The organism is Pseudomonas sp. GW822-FHT03F08, assembly GCF_058801265.1.
Genome location: NZ_JBXANC010000008.1, coordinates 312,706 through 334,981, shown reverse-complemented (window position 1 = coordinate 334,981; position 22,276 = coordinate 312,706). Strand labels below are relative to the sequence as shown.

The 22,276-nt window shown below is 60.7% G+C and carries 17 protein-coding genes; 15 read left to right on the top strand and 2 right to left on the bottom strand.

From position 1 onward, the window contains the following. The first annotated feature begins 37 nt into the window (after window positions 1-37). Complete coding sequence (locus AC1RME_RS21600; protein ID WP_096820648.1) at window positions 38-1,249, top strand: MFS transporter; 1,212 nt, start codon at window positions 38-40, stop codon at window positions 1,247-1,249. Window positions 1,250-1,252: 3 nt separating this feature from the next. Here the strand turns inward: AC1RME_RS21600 and AC1RME_RS21595 are convergent, their stop codons facing one another. Both AC1RME_RS21595 and AC1RME_RS21590 read right to left on the bottom strand, forming a co-directional pair. Further along, window positions 1,253-2,140, bottom strand: coding sequence for a LysR family transcriptional regulator (locus AC1RME_RS21595; RefSeq protein ID WP_096820717.1), 888 nt, complete (start codon window positions 2,138-2,140; stop codon window positions 1,253-1,255). Between the two features lie 180 nt (window positions 2,141-2,320). Beyond that, window positions 2,321-3,427 carry an alkene reductase gene (locus tag AC1RME_RS21590; protein WP_096820647.1) on the bottom strand — a complete coding sequence of 369 codons (1,107 nt, stop codon included), beginning with the start codon at window positions 3,425-3,427 and terminating at the stop codon, window positions 2,321-2,323. Window positions 3,428-4,148: 721 nt separating this feature from the next. Here AC1RME_RS21590 and AC1RME_RS21585 point away from each other — a divergent pair. The 14 genes from AC1RME_RS21585 (at window position 4,149) to AC1RME_RS21520 (ending at window position 22,199) form a co-directional block, all read left to right on the top strand. Further along, on the top strand, window positions 4,149-4,832 hold the full coding sequence (locus AC1RME_RS21585; RefSeq protein ID WP_176504848.1) for an SDR family oxidoreductase: 684 nt from the start codon (window positions 4,149-4,151) through the stop codon (window positions 4,830-4,832). A 61-nt stretch (window positions 4,833-4,893) separates the two neighbouring features. Continuing rightward, the gene (locus AC1RME_RS21580; RefSeq protein ID WP_141401781.1) at window positions 4,894-5,661 is read left to right on the top strand and encodes a diiron oxygenase; all 768 of its coding nucleotides are present in this window, start codon (window positions 4,894-4,896) and stop codon (window positions 5,659-5,661) included. A 52-nt stretch (window positions 5,662-5,713) separates the two neighbouring features. After that, window positions 5,714-5,947, top strand: coding sequence for an acyl carrier protein (locus AC1RME_RS21575; RefSeq protein WP_096820644.1), 234 nt, complete (start codon window positions 5,714-5,716; stop codon window positions 5,945-5,947). Between the two features lie 139 nt (window positions 5,948-6,086). Beyond that, window positions 6,087-6,950: a hypothetical protein gene (locus AC1RME_RS21570; protein ID WP_096820643.1), complete on the top strand. Its 864-nt coding sequence runs from the start codon at window positions 6,087-6,089 to the stop codon at window positions 6,948-6,950. Between the two features lie 34 nt (window positions 6,951-6,984). Continuing rightward, window positions 6,985-7,677: a hypothetical protein gene (locus AC1RME_RS21565; protein ID WP_141401780.1), complete on the top strand. Its 693-nt coding sequence runs from the start codon at window positions 6,985-6,987 to the stop codon at window positions 7,675-7,677. Beyond that, entirely contained in the window at window positions 7,674-8,852 is a 1,179-nt protein-coding gene (locus AC1RME_RS21560) for a beta-ketoacyl synthase N-terminal-like domain-containing protein (RefSeq protein WP_096820641.1), read from the top strand. The genes AC1RME_RS21565 and AC1RME_RS21560 overlap by 4 nt, the downstream gene beginning before the upstream one ends. Then, on the top strand, window positions 8,849-10,600 hold the full coding sequence (locus tag AC1RME_RS21555) for a carbamoyltransferase family protein (protein WP_096820640.1): 1,752 nt from the start codon (window positions 8,849-8,851) through the stop codon (window positions 10,598-10,600). The genes AC1RME_RS21560 and AC1RME_RS21555 overlap by 4 nt, the downstream gene beginning before the upstream one ends. Then, entirely contained in the window at window positions 10,588-10,845 is a 258-nt protein-coding gene (locus tag AC1RME_RS21550; protein WP_096820639.1) for a phosphopantetheine-binding protein, read from the top strand. The genes AC1RME_RS21555 and AC1RME_RS21550 overlap by 13 nt, the downstream gene beginning before the upstream one ends. A gap of 5 nt (window positions 10,846-10,850) precedes the next feature. Next, window positions 10,851-11,756, top strand: a complete 906-nt coding sequence (locus tag AC1RME_RS21545) for a class-II aminoacyl-tRNA synthetase family protein (protein WP_176504847.1) — start codon at window positions 10,851-10,853, stop codon at window positions 11,754-11,756. Next, the gene (locus AC1RME_RS21540) at window positions 11,740-13,140 is read left to right on the top strand and encodes an MATE family efflux transporter (RefSeq protein ID WP_096820638.1); all 1,401 of its coding nucleotides are present in this window, start codon (window positions 11,740-11,742) and stop codon (window positions 13,138-13,140) included. The genes AC1RME_RS21545 and AC1RME_RS21540 overlap by 17 nt, the downstream gene beginning before the upstream one ends. Next, entirely contained in the window at window positions 13,137-14,120 is a 984-nt protein-coding gene (locus AC1RME_RS21535; protein ID WP_096820637.1) for a cysteine peptidase family C39 domain-containing protein, read from the top strand. Before AC1RME_RS21540 ends, AC1RME_RS21535 begins: the two co-directional genes overlap by 4 nt. A gap of 86 nt (window positions 14,121-14,206) precedes the next feature. Next, window positions 14,207-15,409 (top strand): ATP-grasp domain-containing protein, encoded by a 1,203-nt coding sequence (locus AC1RME_RS21530; RefSeq protein ID WP_096820636.1) that lies wholly within the window; start codon window positions 14,207-14,209, stop codon window positions 15,407-15,409. Beyond that, entirely contained in the window at window positions 15,406-21,552 is a 6,147-nt protein-coding gene (locus tag AC1RME_RS21525; RefSeq protein WP_096820635.1) for a non-ribosomal peptide synthetase, read from the top strand. The genes AC1RME_RS21530 and AC1RME_RS21525 overlap by 4 nt, the downstream gene beginning before the upstream one ends. Then, window positions 21,549-22,199: a 4'-phosphopantetheinyl transferase family protein gene (locus AC1RME_RS21520; protein ID WP_096820634.1), complete on the top strand. Its 651-nt coding sequence runs from the start codon at window positions 21,549-21,551 to the stop codon at window positions 22,197-22,199. The genes AC1RME_RS21525 and AC1RME_RS21520 overlap by 4 nt, the downstream gene beginning before the upstream one ends. Window positions 22,200-22,276 lie beyond the last annotated feature (77 nt).

Genomic DNA, 22,276 nt, shown 5'->3' with positions numbered 1-22,276 from the left:
CCTAGCATGGCTCCACTCATTATTGTGGAGCTCTCCCATGCACGATCTACAGGCATTACCCACCACGGCGACGGCCACACAAGAGGTCCCCTCCTCCTGGCTCTCGGTGTACTCCGTGGCCCTCGGCGCCTTTGCTTTTGTCACCACGGAATACCTGCCGGTCGGCATCCTGCCGCAGATCGCCGATAGCCTGAACGTCACCGTGGGTGTTGCGGGGCTGATGGTCACCGTGCCGGGTGTTGTCGCGGCGGTGTCGGCGCCCGCGATCATGCTGGGCGCGGGACGCATGAACCGGCGGCATCTGTTGTTGCTGCTGACCCTGTTGCTGGTGGCCGCCAACCTGATCTCGGCGCTGGCACCGTCACTGGCGATCATGCTGGTCGGACGTGGACTTGTCGGCATTGCACTGGGCGGCTTCTGGGCTGTGGCGATTGCGGTGGCCGGGCGACTGGTCAACGTATCGAACGCAGCGAAGGCCACGGCGTTGATCTTCGCCGGGATTACCCTGGCGACGGTGTTCGGCGTGCCATTCGGGACGTTCATCAGCAGCCTGTTTTCATGGCGCATGTCGCTCACGCTGACGGCGGGGCTTGCACTGCTCGCGCTCGCAGCCCAAGCCCTGACCTTGCCTTCGCTGCCTTCCCGCGACGGTCTGAAAGTACGCGCGCTGCTGGCTTATGTGTCGCGCGGCAATGCACGTCGCAGCATGCTGTTGCTGGGCACGGTGGTGGCGGCGCATTTCGCGGCGTACACCTACATCGCGCCGTTCCTTGGCCATGAAGCCGGTTTCTCGCCGAGTGCGATTACTGCGATCCTTTTGGGCTTCGGCCTGGTCGGCATGCTGGCGAACTTTGCCATGGCCGGCACCATTACTTCGCACTTGCGTGCTTCCCTGGGCGCGGTGGTGTTGCTGATGGTGATCGTGCAGTTGGCCTTGCCGCACTTGCAGGGGCTGGGCGTGACGCTGGCGGTGTTGCTGTGGGGCGTGGCATACGGGGCGATTCCGCTGGGTGTCAGCAGCTGGATGCAACTGACATCGCCGACACTGCCGGAAGCGAGTTCGGCGATGCTGGTCACCACATTTCAAGTAGCGATCGCCTCGGGTTCGTTGTTCGGTGGCTTGATGGTCGACCATGCCGGCATCGCTTCGCCGCTGTGGCTGGGCGCCGGGGTCGGTCTGCTCGGGCTGGCCGTGATGCTCAGTTTCGGTCTGAGCAAGTCGCCGATTGCCGAGACCCTGCAACGCTGAGTGTCAGACCTTCAGAATGTTGTCTTTGAAAAAGTCGATCAACACCCGCAACCTCGGTGCCGTCTGCTTCGACGCAGGCCAGAGCATCCACAGGTTGCCGGTGTGGTCGGTGTAGTCCTTCAGCACCACCTTCAGCCGGCCATCGGCCAACGGCTCACGGATTGAAAAGTCCGGCAGACACGCAATCCCCACCCCATCCAGCGCCAGGTACGTCAGCGGGTCCATCGTGGTGCAGGTCAATGCACGCGAAAGGCTCGGTTCGATGTGCGTGTCGCCCACCCGCAGCGGCCAGCGCTCGATCATCCCCGTGGCAGGAAACTTGTGCAGCAGGCACACATGTTTGCTCAGATCGTCCGGGTGCGTCGGCGCGCCGTTGCGCTCCAGGTACGCAGGCGACGCCACCAACTGCAATTGATAGCCACCGAGCTTGCGCGCCATCAGCCGCGAGTCCTGAGGTGCGCCGGTACGGATCACCGCGTCGAAACCCTCCTCGATCACGTCGACCATGCGGTCGGACATGTCCACATCCAGCTCGATGTCCGGGTAGGCACGCATGAACCCGGCCAGCACCGGCATGATCAGCACGTTCTGGATCGGCACGCTGATGCGCACCTTGCCCCGTGGCGTGGCGGACAACTCCAGCAGCTCCATTTGCGCGGCTTCCACTTCACTGAGGATGCGTTTGCAGCGGTCCAGAAACAGCTCGCCTTCGGTGGTCAGGGTGACGCTGCGGGTGCTGCGGTGAAACAGCCGCACACCGAGGCGTTCCTCCATGCGTGCCACGCTTTTGCCGACGGCCGACGAGGATATCTCCAGCAGACGCCCGGCTTCGGTGAAGCTGCGGGTTTCGGCCACCTGAATGAAGGCCGTGATACCGCTGAGGCTGTCCATCATGGCGGGGGTACTCGGGGGTGGGGAGAGTTCAGGCAGAGTAGATGCGGGCGGGGGATTTGCAAAGAGACGTCTTGCCAACAAAAACGCCATCGCGGGCTGGCCCACTCCCACAATCGTCTGTGGAAGCGGGCCTGCCCGCGATGGCGGTATTACCCTCAACGCAGCAGTTGAAACCGATCAGGCACTCTGCTGATAAAACGGATAATCGGTAAACCCGACCGCGCTGCCACCGTAGAAGGTGTCACGGTCGTAGGCATTGAGCGGCAGGTCATGACGGATGCGTTCCGGCAGATCCGGGTTGGCGATGAAGTCGCGACCGAACGCAACAAGGTCGGCATCCCCCGCTTGCAGAATCTGCTCGGCCGACGCGGCATTGAAACCGCCCGCCGCGATGATCACGCCGTCGTAATGCTGGCGGATCAACTGCGCCGCCACCGGGTTCTGATCCTTGCTTTCATCGATCGAATTGCCCAGCACGCGCGGTTCGATCAAGTGCAGATACGCCAGTTTCAGCTCGGCCAGTTGCTCGGCGACATACACAAACAGCGCTTCAGGATCGCTGTCCTTCATGTCGCCGAAATTGCCGCTCGGGCCCAGACGTACCGCCACGCGCTCATGACCCCAGACCGAAATCACCGCCCGGGTGATGTCCATCAGGAACCGCGCACGCCTGGCGATCGTGCCGCCGTAGGCATCGGTGCGGCGGTTGCTGCCGTCCTGCAGAAACTGGTCGATCAGGTAACCGTTGGCGCCGTGGATTTCCACGCCATCAAATCCGGCTTCCAGGCCTCGCGCCGAGGCGCGACGGAAATCCTCGACCAGCGCCACCACTTCCGATTCGCTCAAGGCGCGATGCGGTGTGCTCGGGACCCAGCCGCTGGCGGTGTAGGCCACGCCGTCGTACTCGACCGCCGAAGGCGCCACGGGTTGTGCGCCGTCAGGCTGCATGTCGCTGTGGGATTGGCGCCCGGCATGAAACAGTTGCAGGAAAATCCGCCCGCCCTTGGCGTGAACCGCATCGGTGATGGCTTTCCAGCCAGCAATTTGCGCGTCGTTGTACAGGCCCGGCGAACCGAGATAGCCATTGCCAGTGGTCGAGACCACAGTGGCTTCGGAAATGATCAGGCCGCCGGCGGTGGCACGCTGCGAATAGTATTCAGCCATCAACGCACCGGGCAGATCGCCCGGCTCGGAACGCATGCGCGTCAACGGCGCCATGACCACGCGGTGGGACAAGGCATGCGGGCCGATCTGGATCGAAGAAAACAGGGTTGGGTGATTCATGGTGACCTCCAATAAATATCTGGAGGCCACCTTAGGCCAGCCGTGTCGGGAGAAAAACGGGCCGACGATCCAGTCTCTCTGGACTGATTGCTCCGCAATCCTCTGCAGGACAGGCCTGTCGATCACCTGTCACAACACACCTTGTGCTCTCCCGTCAGTTGACTGAAAAACAACGACCTAACCGACTTTAAACAAAACCTCAATTTAATTATTAAATCCTGCCCAAAGGCCGGACAACTTCGCACGAAAGTTGAAGCACCAGAAGTTTTCAATCCTTGATCTTGTGCGCCCTTATCAATGCACTAATAAAGTGCAACAACAGTCAGATAGTGGCGCTCTGCCCTCATTTAATACTTTCAAAGAGTCGAATTATTTTTTCTATCGATAGAACTCATTTATGCATGCCATTCATGCACATATTTTTTAAGACGTTGTTTTATATGGATTTATTAGCATTATATGATTTTTTTATTTTGCATTATGGGTTGATTTTTTTGGATCCAAGATCCTTGACAGCCCGTTTAAGCTTGCTGCATAGTCCCTCCGCCACACCAATTGTTACAACTCATTGCACTGTTGAAATTGCAAGTACTGCCGACGAAAGCCACTCAACAGAACAGCAAGAAAATCATCAAACCGGATATTGATGAAGAGGTCCTGAAACTTAGGTTTCAGCAGTGCAAGGGTTGCCTTTTAATCCTCTGAATTTATGGCTTTATATATGCAAAACAAGAATCTTCTGGTAGTTGGCGGTTCCAGTGAAATAGGCACAGCCATTGTCCGCGAGGCGGAAAACAACAACTATCAAGTCATCAATACCAAGCGCTCGGCAGACACCAGCGGGCTGTTCATGGACGTCACGTCCGATGAAAGCGTCCGGTCGGCCGTCCAGCAGGTCATCGCGGACTTCGGGACGATCGACGCGGTTATCTATGCGCCTGCCCTGTCCAGCGACGGATTGATTCATACGCTCAATGATGACGCCTGGCAGGCTGCATTCGATGTCAACGTCTTTGGCGCGGCTCGCGTAGCCCGCCACCTGCTCCCCCACTTCATCAAGGCACGCAAGGGCATTTTTCAGTTCATTTCCTCCACGGCAGCCGTACGTGGAGCAACCGGTGCAGCGCCTTACTCCTGCTCCAAGGCTGCATTGAATGCCCTGGCCCTGAACATTGCCCACGACTATGGCCGTTTCAACATTCGCGCCTACACCGTCATGCCAGGTTACGTCGACGGTGGAATGCTGGCCCATCTGCCGGAGGAGAAAAAAGCGCTGTTGGCCAGAGAGCCTTCGCTCAAGCGCTTGGCCACGCCCGCTGACGTCGCGCACTTTTGCATTGCCACGCTCGACTCTCCTTACCTGACCGGCACGGCACTGACGCTCGACGGTGGGTTGGCCAGCTGAAACCGGCAACCCCACACCCAGGAAAACACTGACGCAAGGAAGGTAAAACGCAATGACGACCATGGAAACAACCTTGGCCGCAGCGCAGGGTATTGCGCCCGGCACCGCTCGGTCAGCGGCCAATCAGCTCTATCACGAACGAATTTCCTCGCGAGACGATCCTTCGACCCTGCCCTGGCTGAACCGGTTGCTCAAGCACGGCATCATGGATCTGGAACACATCGAAAATCCGATGTACCTGACGCTGCTGGACGGAAAGATGTCATCCCGTGCGTTCGAGTCGTTCCTGCAACCGTATTACTGGGGTTCAAGCCAGGGCTTCAACAAAAAGGTGCTGCCGGCAGCGTTGAAAGCTCATACAAACGAGAACTGGCGCGCCTACATCAAGAGCATCATTCGCGAAGAAAACACCCCCAGTTGCCACTCCACGATGTTCAGCAACTTTGTGCGCAGCCTGGGTTACGACGTCGGTGAAAGACCCGACACCGCGCAACGTTTCGTCGACCGACTGATCGCCGGGTACAGCGCAGACCTGGGCTTTGCGCTGGGTTACGCCCTGGGCGTCGAGACCGAGGCCGACTTCCAGATCGCCGTGATCCACAACGCCCTGATCCGGCAATTTCCGAACGTTATCGCCCGCGACGAGTTTTTCACCATCCACATGGATGAAAGCGGTGAAGAGGCCCACGCCAAGGCAACGTGCGAATCCATCGAACAATTGATCGCCGACGGTTCCATCGAAGCGAACCAGGTCGCGGAAGGATTCAACGCCGCCATCCTCGATACACGGGAATTCGTCTGCGACATCCACGCCGCGCTTGCGTCCTGACACCTTCAGCGTTCCCCGCATTTGACTCATACAAAAACCAGAGAGCCAGACCATGCCTGTTGATAGCCGTTTTGTAGAAATCCTGAGAACTGTTGCCGAACTTGATGCCACCCATCCCATCGATGAGTCCCAAGAGTTGCAGGCGCTGGGCATTGATTCGCTGAAACTGATCGATGTCGTGATGTCGGTCGAACGCGAGTTCGGCACAGAGCTGGATGAGGATGCATTGGTTCGTGCGCGCACGGTTGGCGAGCTGTGGCGTGAAATCGAGGGCGCCAAGGCCTGACGCGTCAATCGGCGGTCCTGCAAAGCGTCCGCCGGCTCAACCCTGGACCCTCGGCGGCATCGCGCTCGGCCCATGGCCGGATTCGCGATGCCTCCGCCTCTATCGAAATGCGTTTGCGCATTTCCGCTCGGAGCATCCCATGAACCCAGCGACTCTCGAATTTTCGATCGAGCGTTACGCGCTGTATCCGCCTGCACCGTCGGCGTCTGGCGACGCTGAACTGCTGCCCGAAGACTTCAATGAATGGGTCGATGCCAAAGGCGATCGGTTCCGCGACACCTTCAGTCGAATCTGCTTCTACCTCGCCGCACGTTATATGACCCCGACGGACGCGACCCACAATGAAACCGTCATCGTGGGCACCGAGTACGGCAACCTGGAAGCCATGCTGCGCTTTCAGCGCCAGGCCAGACTCGATCACAAGGCACTGTCGGCTCAGCAGTTCCCCTATGCCACGACCAGCTCGGCCTCGACCTTCATCAACATCAGCCAGCACATCCGCGGTGGCAATGCGACCCTGAATGCCGGGGTACTCACACCGGCGCTGGCCATGCTTCACGGCCTGCTTCACCTGCAAGATCACGATCAGGCAAAAAGTCATGTGTTTGTCGGGGACACCTATTGCCCCGAAGCACTCGATGACATCGCCCGGCAGGCACCCTCTGCAACCCGGGTGTCTTCGGGAGTCAGCTACCTGGCCCTGAAGCAAGGCAATCAATTCAGCGCGGTTATCCGCTTTGAAAAGGACGTGCAACAGTCGCTCAAGACGTTACCCGGCGATGCGCGGCTGTTTCTCGACAGCGGCAGCCGGACGCTGCTGGCCGCTCAGTGTCCGCCGGACGACAACGCCGACGACACCACGGCGAATGAGTACAACCGGGCATTTGTATTCGCGGCCTTCCTGGAGGGCGTACAGGTCTTGAAGCCCGGCCAGCATGCCGCTCTGCTGCTGGCCCAGACGGACAACGCCGCCAGCATCGTGATTTCGCGCCATCATGAATAGCACCCGAGCCGAAATCTTTGACCCAGGCCTTGATGTGTTCAAGGTGCACTTCGAAAACGACCCGATCGTGCCGGGCCTGATGTTGCTGCTCAGAGAACTGCAGCAACCGACTCGGCCCGCGCCCTCCTCCACGGTTGTCGAACGGCTGCTGTTCAAATCGTTCGTGCGCCCGGGGCAAGCCGTCACTTACGTGAACGAGGGGCCGCACACGCAGATCAATGGCGACGCCGGCCTTTGCTGTTCGTTTTCGACGCTCGCCGGCGATCTCATCGAGACACCGGCGTTCATGGATGAGGTGTGTCGATCGACACAACCCGTCAGCCCTGCGCGTGAACCGCTGTACTGGTTTCTGCCGGAGCAGATCGATCTGAATGACGAGGGCACCCAGGCCCAGACTGTCATCGACCTGCAGCAGGTCATTGCACGGCACCCCTACCTGGCGCAAATGGCCGATCCGGCGTTGCTGGTCCTGACCGAAGCGCTGGGCAATCTCGCCCTGGTGCTGCAGCAGCGTCGTGCGGGTGGCGCGGCGGCCAGCTACGTGTTTGCCCGGTTTGATGCACTGCAGATCGATCTGAATCGCGAGGTTGCCGCCTCCCCCCTGAATCTGAAAACACGCGTTCGGCACTTTGGCTCGTTCCTCGCCTGGGATGCCTGTGCCTGGGATGAACAGGGCATGAGGCTGGTGATTCACAACGCTATTTCCGTCAAGAGGAAAACCCCTTGAACACAATCTACGTTTCCGGACTCGGAGCGGTGACCCCCATTGGTCTCGATGTCGAACAGTTCTGGACCGCGCTGATCGATCGCCAGGCCAATTTCAGCGCCCAGGCGGCGGTCTATCCAGGGATGAAGCCGAACTTCATGGCCGGCCGTATCGACACGCCGCAGAAAGCCCTGCTCAAACAGCGCGCGCCTGAGGTCACCGGGCCGAACGTGCCCGACTCTTCGCTGTACGCGGTGGACGCGGCAATGCAGGCGATCGCGGACGCCGGCCTGGATGCCGGATCCGCTGCGCTGCGCCATGCGCTGGTGTGCGTCGGCAACAACGAGGCCGAAGCCGACATCCTCGACCGACATCTGGAAGACGATGACGAAGGCTGGCGCCAAAACACCTATTCCAGCCACGCGATTGCCCGCAATGTTGCGCGAGCCATCGGTTCGCAAGGCCCGGCGCTGTGCTTCCACAACACCTGTGCCTCAGCGAACGTGGCACTGGAGTTCGCACTGCGCATGCTGCGCAGCGGTGCGGTCGACACCGCCGTGGTGGGCGGTGGAGATGCCTTTTCAAAGAAAGTCTGGTCAGGGTTCTACACCCTGAACGCACTGGGCGAACAGCAATGCAAACCTTTTTCCCGTGACCGGCGCTACATCACCATCAGCGAAGGCGGCGCTTTCGTGGTGTTGCAGCGAGCCAAGGACGTCGTGTCCACGCCCTATGCCCAACTGCTGGCAGTCGCGAGCAACAATGATGCGGCGCATCCGACCAACCCGGATCTGGCCGGCGTGTCCGCCTGCCACCAAAAGGTACTGCAACAGGCCGGTCTGCAAGCCGGGGACATCAGCGCAATCTATGCCCATGGCACCGGAACCCGCGCCAATGACCTCACGGAAAGCACGATCTTCGCCAACACCTACCCCACGGCGGCCGTGACCGCGATCAAAGGCACGGTTGGCCACATGATGGCCACCGCAGGAGCGATCGGAGCGGTAGCGAGCTGCCTGTCCCTGCGGCATCAATTGTTGCCGCCCACTCACATCGAGCCGGACAGCCTCGAATACGAGATCGATCTGGTCACCCAACCGGGTGGTCTGTCTCGCCCGCTACGGCATATCCAGAACAACTCCTTCGGGTTTGGCGGCAATAACGCCATCTCCATTTTCAAGGTCATCGAACCATGATCATTCTCGGAATCAGCGGATTACCCAACTCGCAGCGCGCCCATCGCGCCGCTCACCCTCAAGCGCTGGAAATCGACGAGCGCATCTGTCAGGGCCTGGACAGTGCCGCCTGCCTGATCATTGATGGGAAGGTCATTGCGGCAGCGGCCGAAGAACGTTTCACCGGTGACAAAGGCACAGGTGAACTGCCCCTTCACGCGATTGACTATTGCCTGCGTACGGCACACCTGCAACCGGGTGATGTTCAAGTGATCGCCCACGGATTCGACTATGACCGCTACCGGCGCTTTTTCACCCAGTCGGCGGAATCCTTCGATGAAGTCTTGAGTGCAAAATCCGTCATCAAGGCTTTGGAGCAAGCCGGCTGGGAGGATGTCGCACCACGTTTCAAAGCCGTGGATCACCACATTGCCCACGCGGCGTCGGCCTATTTCACCAGCGGTTACGAACGTGCGCTGTGCATCGTCTCCGACGGCATGGGTGAAGTCGAATCATTGACGGTGTTCCAGGCACAAGGCCGCACGCTCAAGAAACTGCATGGCCAACCCATCAAGAATTCCCTTGGCCTGCTCTACTCCATCTGCACCCGATTCCTGGGGTTCGCCTTCAACAGCGACGAGTACAAAGTCATGGGGCTGGCAGCCTATGGCAACGGTACGGCGTACCTCGAAGCCTTCAATCAGCTTGCACAATTCGATGCGAAAACCGGCTCGATCAGCATCCGCTGGCCTGCCCAGGCACTCAGCCGGGCGGAGGAAGGTTATCCCGCGGCGATGGAGTTTCTGGCGACGCTGTTCAACCTGGCACCTCGAACCAGCGACGAGGCACTCGGTGACCGGCACGCCGACTTTGCCGCGGCCTTGCAGACCGTGTTCACCTCGCTTCTGGAGTCACTCGTTGCTTTCTGGCTCGAGCGCACCGGTGAAACATCGCTGTGCCTGGCGGGAGGTTCATTCCTCAATTGCAAGGCAAACGAACGGCTGTGCAACTTGCCATCGGTGGAGCGGGCCTTCGTGCAACCGGCGTCAGGTGATGATGGAACCGCACTGGGTGCCGCGCTCTATCTGGCGGCGCAACAGGGTGAGCTGATGGACAGCGGGTTTTCCCCGTACCTGGGCCCTGAATACAGTGTCGAACACATACGCCGGCAACTCGAGGAAGCCGCGGCGGATGGCAGCCTGAAATGGCGTTACGAAGGGCTGACGGATGAATACTTCGCCCGGGCTGCCCAGGACATCGCCGAGGACAAGATCATTGCCTGGTTTCACGGACGCATGGAGTTCGGCCCGAGGGCGCTGGGCAATCGTTCCATTCTGGGACGGGCCAACGGGCATGAAATCAAGGCCAGGATCAATGGTCTGGTGAAGTTCAGAGAGCCCTTCCGCCCTTTCGCGCCGGCGGTTCTGGATATCGATTGCGATCAGTTGTTCGAGTCGAAAAAACTGCAGCCGACCCGCTACATGCTCTGCACCGCACGGGTTCGGGAAGACGCCATGGCTGCCGTCAGCGGTGTGGCACATGCCGACGGCAGTGCGCGGATCCAGGTGGTCAGCCAGGACGTCAACGAGAGCTTCTGGCGTCTGCTGACCCAGGTTCGCAAGGTGTGCGGCCATGGCTGCTCCATCAACACGTCGTTCAACGTCAAGGGCCAGCCTTTGATCATGTCACCGGATGTCGCACTCGCGACGTTCCGTTCCATCGCCCTGGACACGCTTTACATGGAAGGATTCATCGTATGGAAACCCTGACTCACGTGGACCTGACCCGAGTGGTCGATGAAGTTCTGCACACGCTTGCCACTGCCAAGCAAGTCAGCCCGACATCGCCGCTGGACATGATCGTATTCGACTCCCTGGATCAGATGCGGCTGCTGGTCGCCATCGAAGACCGTCTGCAATTCGTCTTCGACGATGCCGCGTTGCAGCCATTTTGTCTGGACAGCCGCGAGGCGCTGGTCGACAGCGTGATCGCCATGATGAACCAAGCGGGATAATCGACATGTTCGCACTGCAGGATTTACAGGCTCGTCGCCTGCTCTCGGTCGTCGCTTCCGGCAATGGCCTGATCGGCTACCGTTTTTGCGACACCCTCCACCAGGCCTACGAGGCTCTGGACCGGGCACTGATCAACACCATGAGCCGCCATATCAGCGCCACGGCACACTCGTGCACGACGCTGATCGAGCGACAGGCGCTGGAGAAGATCGGTTTTTTCAACAAGCTGCCCTGCATCCCGATGACCGCCAGCCCGCATGCGTGCAGTGATCACTCTGAAAAGGATCACGAGGGCGACTGGGTATTGAGCCCCTCGACCTGCTATCACACATTCTCCCACCTGGCCGGCAGCACAGAGCGCTGGGACCTCAAGTGCTTCACGGCGCTGGGCCATTGCCACCGATACGAGCCCGTCCTCGACGAGCCGACACGCCTGGCCAGTTTCACCATGCGTGAATTCGTACTGTTGGGTCAGCAGTCGCAAGTCGAACACATGTGTCAGGTGTTGTTCGACAGTGGCGTGGAACTGATCAGACGCCTGGTGCCATCGACCTTCGTGGAGCGGGCCAGCGATGTCTTTTATGGTGAGTCGGCCCAGGTGACCCGCAAGGTTCAACTGGCGATGGGCGTCAAGCTCGAAGCGGTGATTCCCTGGCCGCAGCGCCAGGTCAGCGTCGGATCGCGCAACCTGCACCGCGACCTGTTCACGCAGGCATTCAAAATCGGCCCGCAAGCCCCTGAGCCCGCCATGCACTCAGCCTGCGTAGCCTTCGGCATGGAACGCCTGCTGCTGTCTTTGCTTGCCCGGATCGGCGACCCCGACCGCCTGCTTGCTCACTTGCACGAGGTACTCGATGATCAGCCTGCCGGCCAACGGACAAAGGAGTTCGAGCATGCAGCGCTGGTTTGACGCCGCGGTGGCCAAACGTATCGCCGTCGTCTCGTTTCCGTTGATGGGGACAATGGTCGGCAACCTGCTGATGATGCTCGTCGACCGGTTATGCCTGGCGCATTACTCACCGGATACGCTGGCGGCATCGGGGCCGGCGGTCTTTACCAGCATGGCGATCATCGCGTTCTTCTGCAGCACCGTCGGGGTTTCACGCTCGTTCGTTGCCCAGGCAAACGGCCGCTCGGGCATCGAAGAAGCCCGGGGTGAAGGGGCGCTGGGATTATTCCTCGGACTGGCCTGCGGTGCGCTGCTGTTCATGGCCGCCCCGCTGATCGCGTTGATTCCGCAGTTGAGCTCGCGTCCCGCGCAAATCGTCAGCCTTGAGTCGCAGTACATGCTCTGGGCCGCGATTTTCGGTGGCGTGATGGCGATCAATACGGCGTTGTCATCCTTCTTCAATGGCGTGGGACGCACCCGTGAAACACTGATGGTCGGCATTGTGGGTCAAGTGGTCGACTCGATCTTTACCGTGGGCCTGGTGTTCGGAAAGTTCGGGCTGCCCGAAATGGGCATGGCCGGTGCGGCTATCGGGACCCTGATCGGTACGTTGTCCATGCTGGGCTGCTACGCGGTCATGCTGCCGCGCGAGGTCTGGCGCGAGCTGATGAATATCTTCATCGCCCGCAGTGAACACCTGTGGAGTCGCCTGGCTTTCCGGCTGCGCCGAGGCGTACCCAGCGGTTTGTCGGCGGGGGTGGATCAACTCGGCAACACGGCGTTCATCTGGATCGTTGCGGTACTGGGCGCCAGTGCGCTGGCGGCCAACAACGTCAACTTGACGATCAACTACCTGGGCATCATCCCGATCATCGGGCTGGGCATCGGCTGCAGCATCCTGTGCGCCACGGCGGCAGGAAAACAGCAATATGTCGAGCTGGCGACGATTGTGCGGGTGACCGTGGTCATTGAGTTGATCTACGTCCTGCTGGTGTCCACCGTCCAGGTGACGATGCCGCAAGTCTTGCTCAAGGCTTTTGGCGACCTGGGGCATAACCAGGAAATCATCGACCTGGCCATCGATACCCAGCGCGTCCTGTGGACGTTTTCCGGTGCCTTTGCTTTTTCGATGACCGGCGCCGCTGTTCTCGAAAGCATCGGGATGGCCCGGTTTTCCCTGATCGTGCGGCTGGTGTTGATGTGGTTCATGAGCATCCCGCTGATCTATTACGTCGCCATGGGCAATCGCGATGATCCCTCGTCGCTGGTGACCTGCTGGATCATCGGTTCGGTATTCGAACTCGCCATCGGGCTCATTTACTTCTGGAGGATCGCCAAAGCCGTACGAGGTGCCGAAAACCGCCTGCAGGTCAATCATCATCCCGCCACGGAGGGCGCCCTGTGAACCTGAATGAAGTCGTGCGCTTCGCCCCCCTGGCCATCAATTGCTTCACCGGAAGCCTGGCGCAGTTGTCCGGCCGCAGCGGTGTCGCGCTCCACGAGGCGCAGTTGCTGGAGGCCGGTGACGGTTACCTCCTGCGCGCCGGCCTGGATGAATGGGGTATGCCGGAATACACGTTCGCCGTCGAGGACGTCGGTCTTCGCGCCTGCAAGGTGTTGGGTGCCCAGGTGACACGAGTGCCCATTGCTTCAGACTGGGTAGCGCAACTTCAGGCCCTGCTCGGCGAATACCCCGGAATCGTGGTGTGGGTCAATTCCGCGTATCTGGACTACGCCCCGGTCTACAGCAGTAAACCGGGTTATCTGCATGCGGTGCTGGTGATCGGCATGAACGACGCCGCCACCCATGTAAGGATCTTCGACTCACTGATCGTCGATCGCGAACCCCACGGCTGCGAAGCCTGGCTGCCGATCGAAGCGTTCGCGACGGCAATCACCGATCGGGTACGCACCGAAACCTACGACCACATGGGCCATTTTGTCGTGATGCTGCCTGCCGGGCGGCCCGTCGACTTTGATGTGCGAGCCAGTCTGTACCGTCAGGCCTGTTCATTTCTCACCAACGATACCTACCGCGGTGCCCTCCCGGCTTATCGAGCCCTGTGCATGTCGCGTTTTCGCGACGTGCCGGAGACTGGCGCAACGGCCGCACGCCGACTGTTCGATCACATTGTGGTGCTTTACGTGATTCCCGGGCTGACCTTGCTCGCGCAATCGCTGCAGCGCGCAGACTGCCAGGGGTCGATAACGACCTTGACCCAGACGCTGATCAACCACTGGCGGGCGCTGTCGATGCTGGCACTGAAGTTCGAGGCAACCCACTCACCGTTGATCCTCGTACGCCTGGAGGATCGTTTCGACGTGATCGAGTCCCTCACGCTGGAGCTGTGGCAAACGCTGCATGACTCGCTCCACAACACCTGAACGGAACAGGTGCGATTTCAACCTACCGGACCGGCGCGTCGAACGGCGCCGTCTCGCCCGATGACTTTGTATTCAGAGATGGAAAGATGATGCAGATTCTGGCCCTTGGCCGTGAAAGTGACCTTCAGGATTATGTTGCGTATTGCCGCGAACACGGCAGAGACGTCGTCTGTTTCGTGCCGCCCGCACTGCTGCAGAACGAAAAGAGCGCCTGGGAACAACAGTTGTCCGCGGCACTGGAGGCCGTCGGCGCCGGGCAACGGTTCGACCATGTCGTTTCATTCAACGACGGGTTCCAGGTTCAGGTGGATGTCCTCAAGCGCCTCTTCGGGCTGCCCGCGCGCGATCCGGACGCCATTTTCACGCTGACGGACAAAGCGGCCTTCAAGTCGGTCCCCGCGACCGCCGATTTCATTTCACGTTATCTGTGCCTGCCCCAGGATGTCAGCGCACAGCAGGCATGGCAGCAGGTCGAGGCGTCGCTGAATCTGCCGGTCGTGCTCAAACCCTCCAACGGCTTCTACAGCGCCGGGGTGATCCGGGTCGATGACCAGGCCGCGTTCAACAAGGCGCTGACGCTGACCCGTCGGGTCTGCTCATTGATGACCAGCCAGCGTGGCGGCTCGCAGATCCTGATTGAAGAGTACATAGACGGTGAAGAGTTCTCGGTGGATGGCTATGTGCTGGATGGCGAAATCACACCCCTGCTGCTGCACCATAAATACCCACGCCTGGAAGGACCGACATTCCACGAAAACGCCCAGATTTCCAGACCGTTCGACATGCAGGCGGGTGAGCCTTTCCTGGTTGCGCTGCGCCGGATCATTGCGGCCATCGGGCTGGATCAGTCGCCCTTCCACGCCGAGTTTCGCATCACGCCCGACCAACGGGTCTACATCCTGGAACTGGCCCCGAGAATTTCCGGTGGCGGCATCTCGTCCCGTTATCTGATGGACATCTGCCTCGGGCTGGATGTCTATGACGTCGACCTCAAACTGAATACACCGCAACTGAAACTGGATCTGCCGCAGCGCCGAATCGGCCTGGAGTACGACTTCAGCGTCAAGAAAAGCGGCGTGCTGAAATCCATCGAAAAGACGGTCGCGCAATGCCGCGAAATGGGTGCCGGCACCATCATCCAGCACCGCAGCAACGGCGAGTTCGTCATGGCGCCTCCGGTGGCCCTGGAAACCGTGCTGACGGCCTTTTTCACCTGCGAATCCAAGGATCGCGCACTGCAGATTTTCGATTGGCTGGAAACCTGTGAAGTCGAGACACAAGCCTCATGAACCAGACCCTTCCCAACGATTGCTCATTGCCGCTGCTCGACACTCAGGTAGGTCTGTGGATCAGCGAACAGGTCAACCAGGCCGCCACCTCCCACAACATTCCGGTGCGTGTATCGATTGATGGCCCACTCGATATCCCCGCCTTGCAGCAAGCCATCGATTGGCTGGTACAGCGCCACGACAACCTGCGCGCGCGGTTTGTACTGGAGGGAGAAACTCCCCGCCAGATCATTTCCGGTACCCTCGACGCCACCCTCGAGCACGTGGTGATCGCCGACGACGAGCGCGATACCCTTGCCGCGCGCATCGATGCGTTGCTGAAAAGGCCGATGGATATCAGCCGTGGTCCGCTGTTGCGTTGTGTGCTGCTGCGAACCGGGCCCGAGCAGCATGTGTTGCTGTTCGTCATCCATCATCTGGTTTTCGATGGCAGCTCGATCGAGATTCTGTGGCGCGATCTATTGGCTCGTTACACGGCAATCACCGGCGGGACCGATACAGCGTCCCCTCTGCCACTGTCCTACAGCGAGTACGTGAATCGCCAAAAGACCACCACCCCATCGGATTCGCTGGGTTACTGGCTCACGGAACTGGCGGATCGCCCTGCCCCCCAGCGTTTCCCTTGTGCCAGGCCTGCCAGCGGACAACTCACGCGCAAGGCCCGCGACGTGGTCAACACACTGACACCGACAACCACCGGGCAATTGCGGGCGTTGACCGGTCCCGGCACGTTCACGCCGTTCATGGTCCACATGGCCGTCTGCGCGCTGCTGCTTCATCGGCACACCGGCGCCGAAGACATGATCTTTGGCATGCCGCTGTCCACCCGTGACAACGCCGACCAGAAAGACCTGACCGGATTGTTCGTCAACGTGGTTCCGCTGCGGCTGCGCCTGACGCGCGGACTGTCGTTTTCCGGGCTGTTGCAGCATGTTCGGGCGCGAGTGCTGCGCGCCATGATGCATCGCCATCTGGCGTTTCACGAACTGGTCGGCCACCTGCGTCTGGGCCAGGAAGCCGGCTCGGGCGGGCTGTTCCGGATCTTTCTCAACCATGCCTCAGTACAACGGCTGCCCGTGCGGGTCGGCGATTGCACGTTCGAGCTGCTACCCAGCACCAACATCACCGCCGCCTTCGAAATGAACCTGGCAATCGTCGAGACCGACAGTGGCTTTGACACCGTGTTCGAGTTCGACGACATGCTCTTCACCCCCTCCGATGTCGCGGCACTCGCCGGAGACTACCAGCGGATTCTGTCCGCCTCCCTAAGTGATCCGGGCGCCGCCGTCAGTGACTTGCTCGCGCCCGTGAAGCTCGCGTGCACCGGGGATGACATGCCACTCGCCCCTGGCCTGCCTGTACACCGCTGGTTTGAAGCACAGGTGCGCCGTGCTCCGGACGCTGTCGCACTGGTTTTCCAGGACACCCGTTTGAGCTACCGGGCACTCAATGTCCAGGCCAATCAGTTGGCCGGGCGATTGCGTGCTGCCGGTGTCAGCCGCAACGCACTGGTGGGCATCTGCATTGAGCGCAGCCCACAAATGGTCGTCGCCATTCTGGCGGTGCTCAAGGCCGGGGGTGCCTATCTGCCCATCGACCCGGACAATCCGGATGAGCGAATCCATTTCATCCTGCAAGACACGGCTGTTCGAACGGTACTGACCTCCCGTCATTTGCAGGATCGCTTCGAGGGTCAATCGGTGGAGTCGATCGCCGTGGAGGAGCCCGAACAATTCGCCGCGTTCGACTCGACGGACCCGCAATGGCCTGTGGCGATGGACGATCTGGCGTATTGCATCTACACCTCGGGTTCCACGGGACGTCCCAAGGGCGCACTCAACTATCACCGGGGGTTTGCCAACCTGGTGCAATGGTATGTCCGCGACGGTTTGCAGATGTCTGTCGACGACAGGGTGATGCTCGCCAGTTCGATCGGTTTCGACCTCACCCAGAAGAACATTCTGGGTCCTTTGTGCGCCGGTGCATGCCTCATGATTCCAGCCCATTCGCCTGCCAATGCCGGCGGTTTCCTGAAGGCCCTCACCGCCTATCGCCCGACCTGGCTCAACTGCGCGCCGTCCGCGTTCCGGGCCTTTGCCGCCTCGCCCCGAACCGCCAGCCTGCGCACGCTGGTACTGGGTGGCGAACCGGTCGACCGCTCGCTGATCGAGCAATTGCGAGGCAGGCCGCTGACCCTGGTCAACTCTTACGGGCCGACCGAGTGTTCGGACGTTGCGACCTGGTGCAAGCAAGACCTGCAATCGACCGCAGTCGCTGCAGAAATGCCATTGGGCCAGGCCATTCCTGGCGTTCAGGTGTATGTGCTGGACGAACAACTGCATCTCGCCCCGGATGGCGTGGCCGGCGAAATCCATATCGCCGGGATCGGCGTCGGACAGGGTTACCTCAAACGTCCGGAGATGACTGAGCAAAAGTTCATCGCGAATCCCTTCGGCCCTGTCGGCAGCCGGATGTACAAGACCGGCGACCTGGGACGCCGCCGCGCGGACGGCACACTTGAGTTCATCGGCCGTATCGATTTCCAGGTGAAAATTCGCGGGCACCGCATCGAACTGGGGGAAATCGAGAATCAACTGCTGGCCTGCGACGGGATCCGCGAAGCGGTGGTCATCGCTCTGGACGTTTCCCCAGGCGAAAAACGGCTGGTGGCGTACCTCGTTTGCGCCGACCAGCACACGCTCGACCCCGAACGATTGAGCCGCACCCTGCGTCACGGCTTGCCCGACTACATGGTGCCCGACACCTGGATAGCGCTGCAGCGCCTGCCGCTGAACCTCAATGGCAAGGTCGACCGCAAGGCATTGCCGCCTCCGGACTGGCTGCAACGTGAAGAACCCGCCACGGCCCCCACCGAAACGTCGATCACCCACCCGCCAGCGCCTCAGCGCTCATGGACCCTGGAACTGCCTCGAACCGGAGTTTCGCCTTCCTCCCGGCCACGTCAGCGTGGCGTAGCCGCCTGGCGTATCGAGCCCTCAACGCTTGAGCCCATCGAACGCCTGGCCGCACACCATGGCACGACACTCGATATTGCGTTGATCGCGGCATTCAACACTTTGTTGTATCGCTACAGCCAGCAGGACGAGATCTGCCTCGGTTACACCCCGATGCGTCGCCCCCCCGGCGAAGCGGAAGGCGGGGTCGGCAACCTGGTCGATACACGGCTCCTGCGTACCCGCCTTCGCCGCGGACTCAGCCTTACGGCGGTGGTGTCTCTGACACGTGAAGCCCATGCACAGGCCGAGCAGAATCCCGATGCGGATTTTGCAGGTGTGCTGGCAGAACTGGCCCGACAAGGTGATCACCCGACCGTTGAACACCTGCCCGTCATGTTCGAACGAGGAGAATCCGATTCGCCCCGGCCTCAGAGCCTCGGCTGTGACCTGAAGCTGCTGGCATATTCAGCTCAGACAGCGCTCGAAGGTCGCCTGGAATACGACGCCAATCAATTCGACACCGAGACGATGGCGCACCTGACGCGGCACTTCGAGGCCATCCTGAAAGCCCTCGCACACACTCCCGAGGCACCGATCGACACATTGCCTCTGGCCCCGATGGACTGCCCTTCGCTATCGCTGACCCGAAATGCCACGGTACTCAGTGCCGCACAGCAATTGCCGGTGTTCCAGCGTTTTGAAGAACAGGTCCAACGAACCCCTGAGGCCACTGCGCTGATTTTTGAAGGGCAGGCATGGAGCTACGCGACCCTCAACCGTCAGGCCAACCAGTTGGCCTGGCACTTGCGCGCGCAAGGGGTGGGAGCGGAAACCGTCGTGGCGCTACTGGTTGAACGCGGCCCCCGGTTGATCAGCAGTCTGCTGGCCATTCTCAAGGCCGGAGGGGCTTATCTGCCGCTGGACTCGATGTATCCCGCGCAGCGGATCGCAACCATGCTGGATGACGCCGGAGTCGGGTTGATTCTCACCTGTGACGATCTGCACGGACACTTGCCTGACAGTGCGCTGCCGACGATCTGCCTGGACCGGGATCGGGAGGCCCTACTCGGGCAGCTGTCGACCGATCCACAGATCGAGGTCGGTCAGCAACAGCTGGCTTACTGCCTGTTCACCTCAGGTTCGACGGGGCGTCCAAAAGGCGTGCAGATCGAACACCGGGCCCTGAGCAATCTGCTTGCGGCCATGCAGGCCGCACCGGGGCTGACGGCTTCGGACGTCTGGCTGAGCGTGACCTCGGCCGCCTTCGATATCTTTGCGGTTGAGGTCTATCTCCCGCTGATCAGCGGGGCCCGGATCCTGCTCGCCAGCAAGCAAGACACCTCTGATCCGATGGCATTGGCGCGACTGGCCAACGAATACGGCGCAACAGTCCTGCAGGCGACACCCGCCACGTGGCGCATGTTGATCGACAGCCAGGTCGAGCTGACTCTGGACACCGCCATGAGTGGCGGTGAAGCCATGGACGATGCGCTGGCTGACGGCATGCGAACCTTCGCCCGCCGTGTCTGGAACCTCTATGGCCCCACCGAAACCACCATCTACTCCAGTCGCGCGCACATCGTTGCCGGCCAGTCCCCCACCCTCGGCGGCCCCGTGGAAAATACTCGCCTGTATGTACTGGATCGCTACCTGAATCCGGTTCCAGTGGGCTGCACAGGGGAAATCCACATCGCTGGCGATGGTCTGGCGCGGGGCTACATCAATCGTCCTGACCTCACCGCAGAACGGTTCCTGCCCGACCCGTTCGGCCCGCCGGACAGTCGCATGTACCGCACGGGAGATCTGGCGCGCCAATTGCCCGATGGCCGCCTGATCTACCTCGACCGTATCGATTTCCAAGTGAAAATCCGTGGTTTGCGGATCGAACTGGGCGAGATCGAGGCCGCCTTGAGACGTTGTCCTTGCGTAAGGCAGGCGATCGTCACGGCGCACGGGGACGATCCCGCCACCCGTAAACTGGTTGCCTACGTCGTCCCGCGCCCTGGACAGACGCTGCAGCGTGATGCCCTGAAACTGCAGTTGCAACGCGTCATGCCGGACTACATGGTGCCGAGCGCCTGGGTGTTTCTGGAGCAATTACCACTGAACGTCAGCGGCAAGATCGATCGCAGCCGCCTGCCCCCACCCACCTCGGGCGAGACGGTCAGCGTCGCCACCCAAACCGCCACCCAACATCGACTGGCCGCCATCTGGGCCCAGGTCCTGCAGGTCGAACAGGTGTCTGTGCACGACAACTTTTTCGCACTAGGCGGGAATTCGATGTTGGCGATTCGTTGTCTGGTGCGTATCAACCGCGAATTCGGCCGCCAACTGTCCTTGCGCACGTTCTTCGATCACCAGACCGTCGAGGCGCTGAGCCGCTTCCTGGATCAGCAGAGCACCGTGAGCGATTCCCGGGAGGTCAAAATCACACGCTGGTTCGAGCAACCGGGCCTGCCCGACGTCTATGGGTTCTCGGGCTGCGGGATGCATGGCATTGCCTATTTCCAGTTGGCCAGAGCACTGGCGTCAACGTGCAACTTCCATGCGGTGGAGCCCTTCGAGACCTACCGCGACGGCGAGCACCTGCTCGGCGTCCAGGAACTCGCCAATCGTTACGCGAACGCGATCCTCAACCGTGGGAGCGAGGAACCGATCACGCTGTTGGGACACTCCTTCGGGGGCACGATCGCTTTTGAGACGGCACGCTTGCTGGAACAGCAATCAAAAACCGTACGGCTGATCCTGCTGGATGCCACATTGATCGATCCGCGAGTACTGGAAGAGCAGGCAGGACTGTGCGCACAACCGGATGCGCTTCCTGAATGGCTGGAATCCACCGAGGAAGATCCGGGCAGCCACGCATTGCAACATCAGTTGCGGACCGCCGCTCAAGAGCTCTACAGGCAGCATTGCCAGATTTTCGCCGGCTATGTACCCGACGGCAGGTTCAGTGGAAGGGTTGCCGTCTTTCTGGCGCAAGACGCCAGCCTGCGGCAAAAACTGCGAGCGGGATTTGTGCGTGTCTGCCAGCAACTCCTGCTCCAGGTACCCGAGTTGCAGGATGTCCCCGGCGACCACATGTCCATGCTCACGACCCCGCAAGTCGAAACGCTCGGTGCGTTGATAAAGGAGGAACTGCAACCATCGCCGGTTACACGGCCGGTTGAGCTGGACCGGGCATGACGGGCTTTACGACCTTGCTCGGGGAAGATTGCTGCATCGTCGAGGCCCGCGACCGCGCTATGTGGTCTGCGGGCCTGCTCGAAGCGGAACGTGGATTGACGGTCGGGATGAACCGGCAGCGCCTTCGCGAATACACTGCCGGGCGCAACTGCGCCCGCGCAGCGCTCATACACCTCGGATTCCCGGGCCTGCCAATCGGCAAGGGTTCCGGGGGCGAACCGCTGTTCCCGCCCGGTGTCTGCGGAAGCATCTCGCACACCGACAACTACTGTGCGGCGGCCCTCGCCCTCAAGCGCCACATCGCAGCCCTGGGCATTGATGCCCAGAGCAACCGACCGTTGGAGGCGCCGTTATATCGACGGGTGCTGGGCCGTCCTCCGACAAAAGACTTCGCGACACAGGGTTTCTGCGAAGGCACATTGCAGTTCAGCATCAGGGAGGCGTTCTACAAAGCCATCTTCTCCTTTTGCCAACGCCACGTGCGTGCCGGTGACCTGATCGTGGAACTGTTGGCCGAACCAGGACACTGCGCAATCCACAGCCTGGCGCCCGATCTGGAATCCTGCCTCGCCCCCTTCACGGTGGATGTCCGATACGCGTTTGATGAACAGCGTCTCTACAGCGCCGTCGCCTTGCGCGAGCGCTGAAACAAGACCGCAAGGTTCCGTCCTCAGGCTCAGCTAAGTTTCACTGGATACCTTCTCCCCCTGCGCACTTCCAGCGC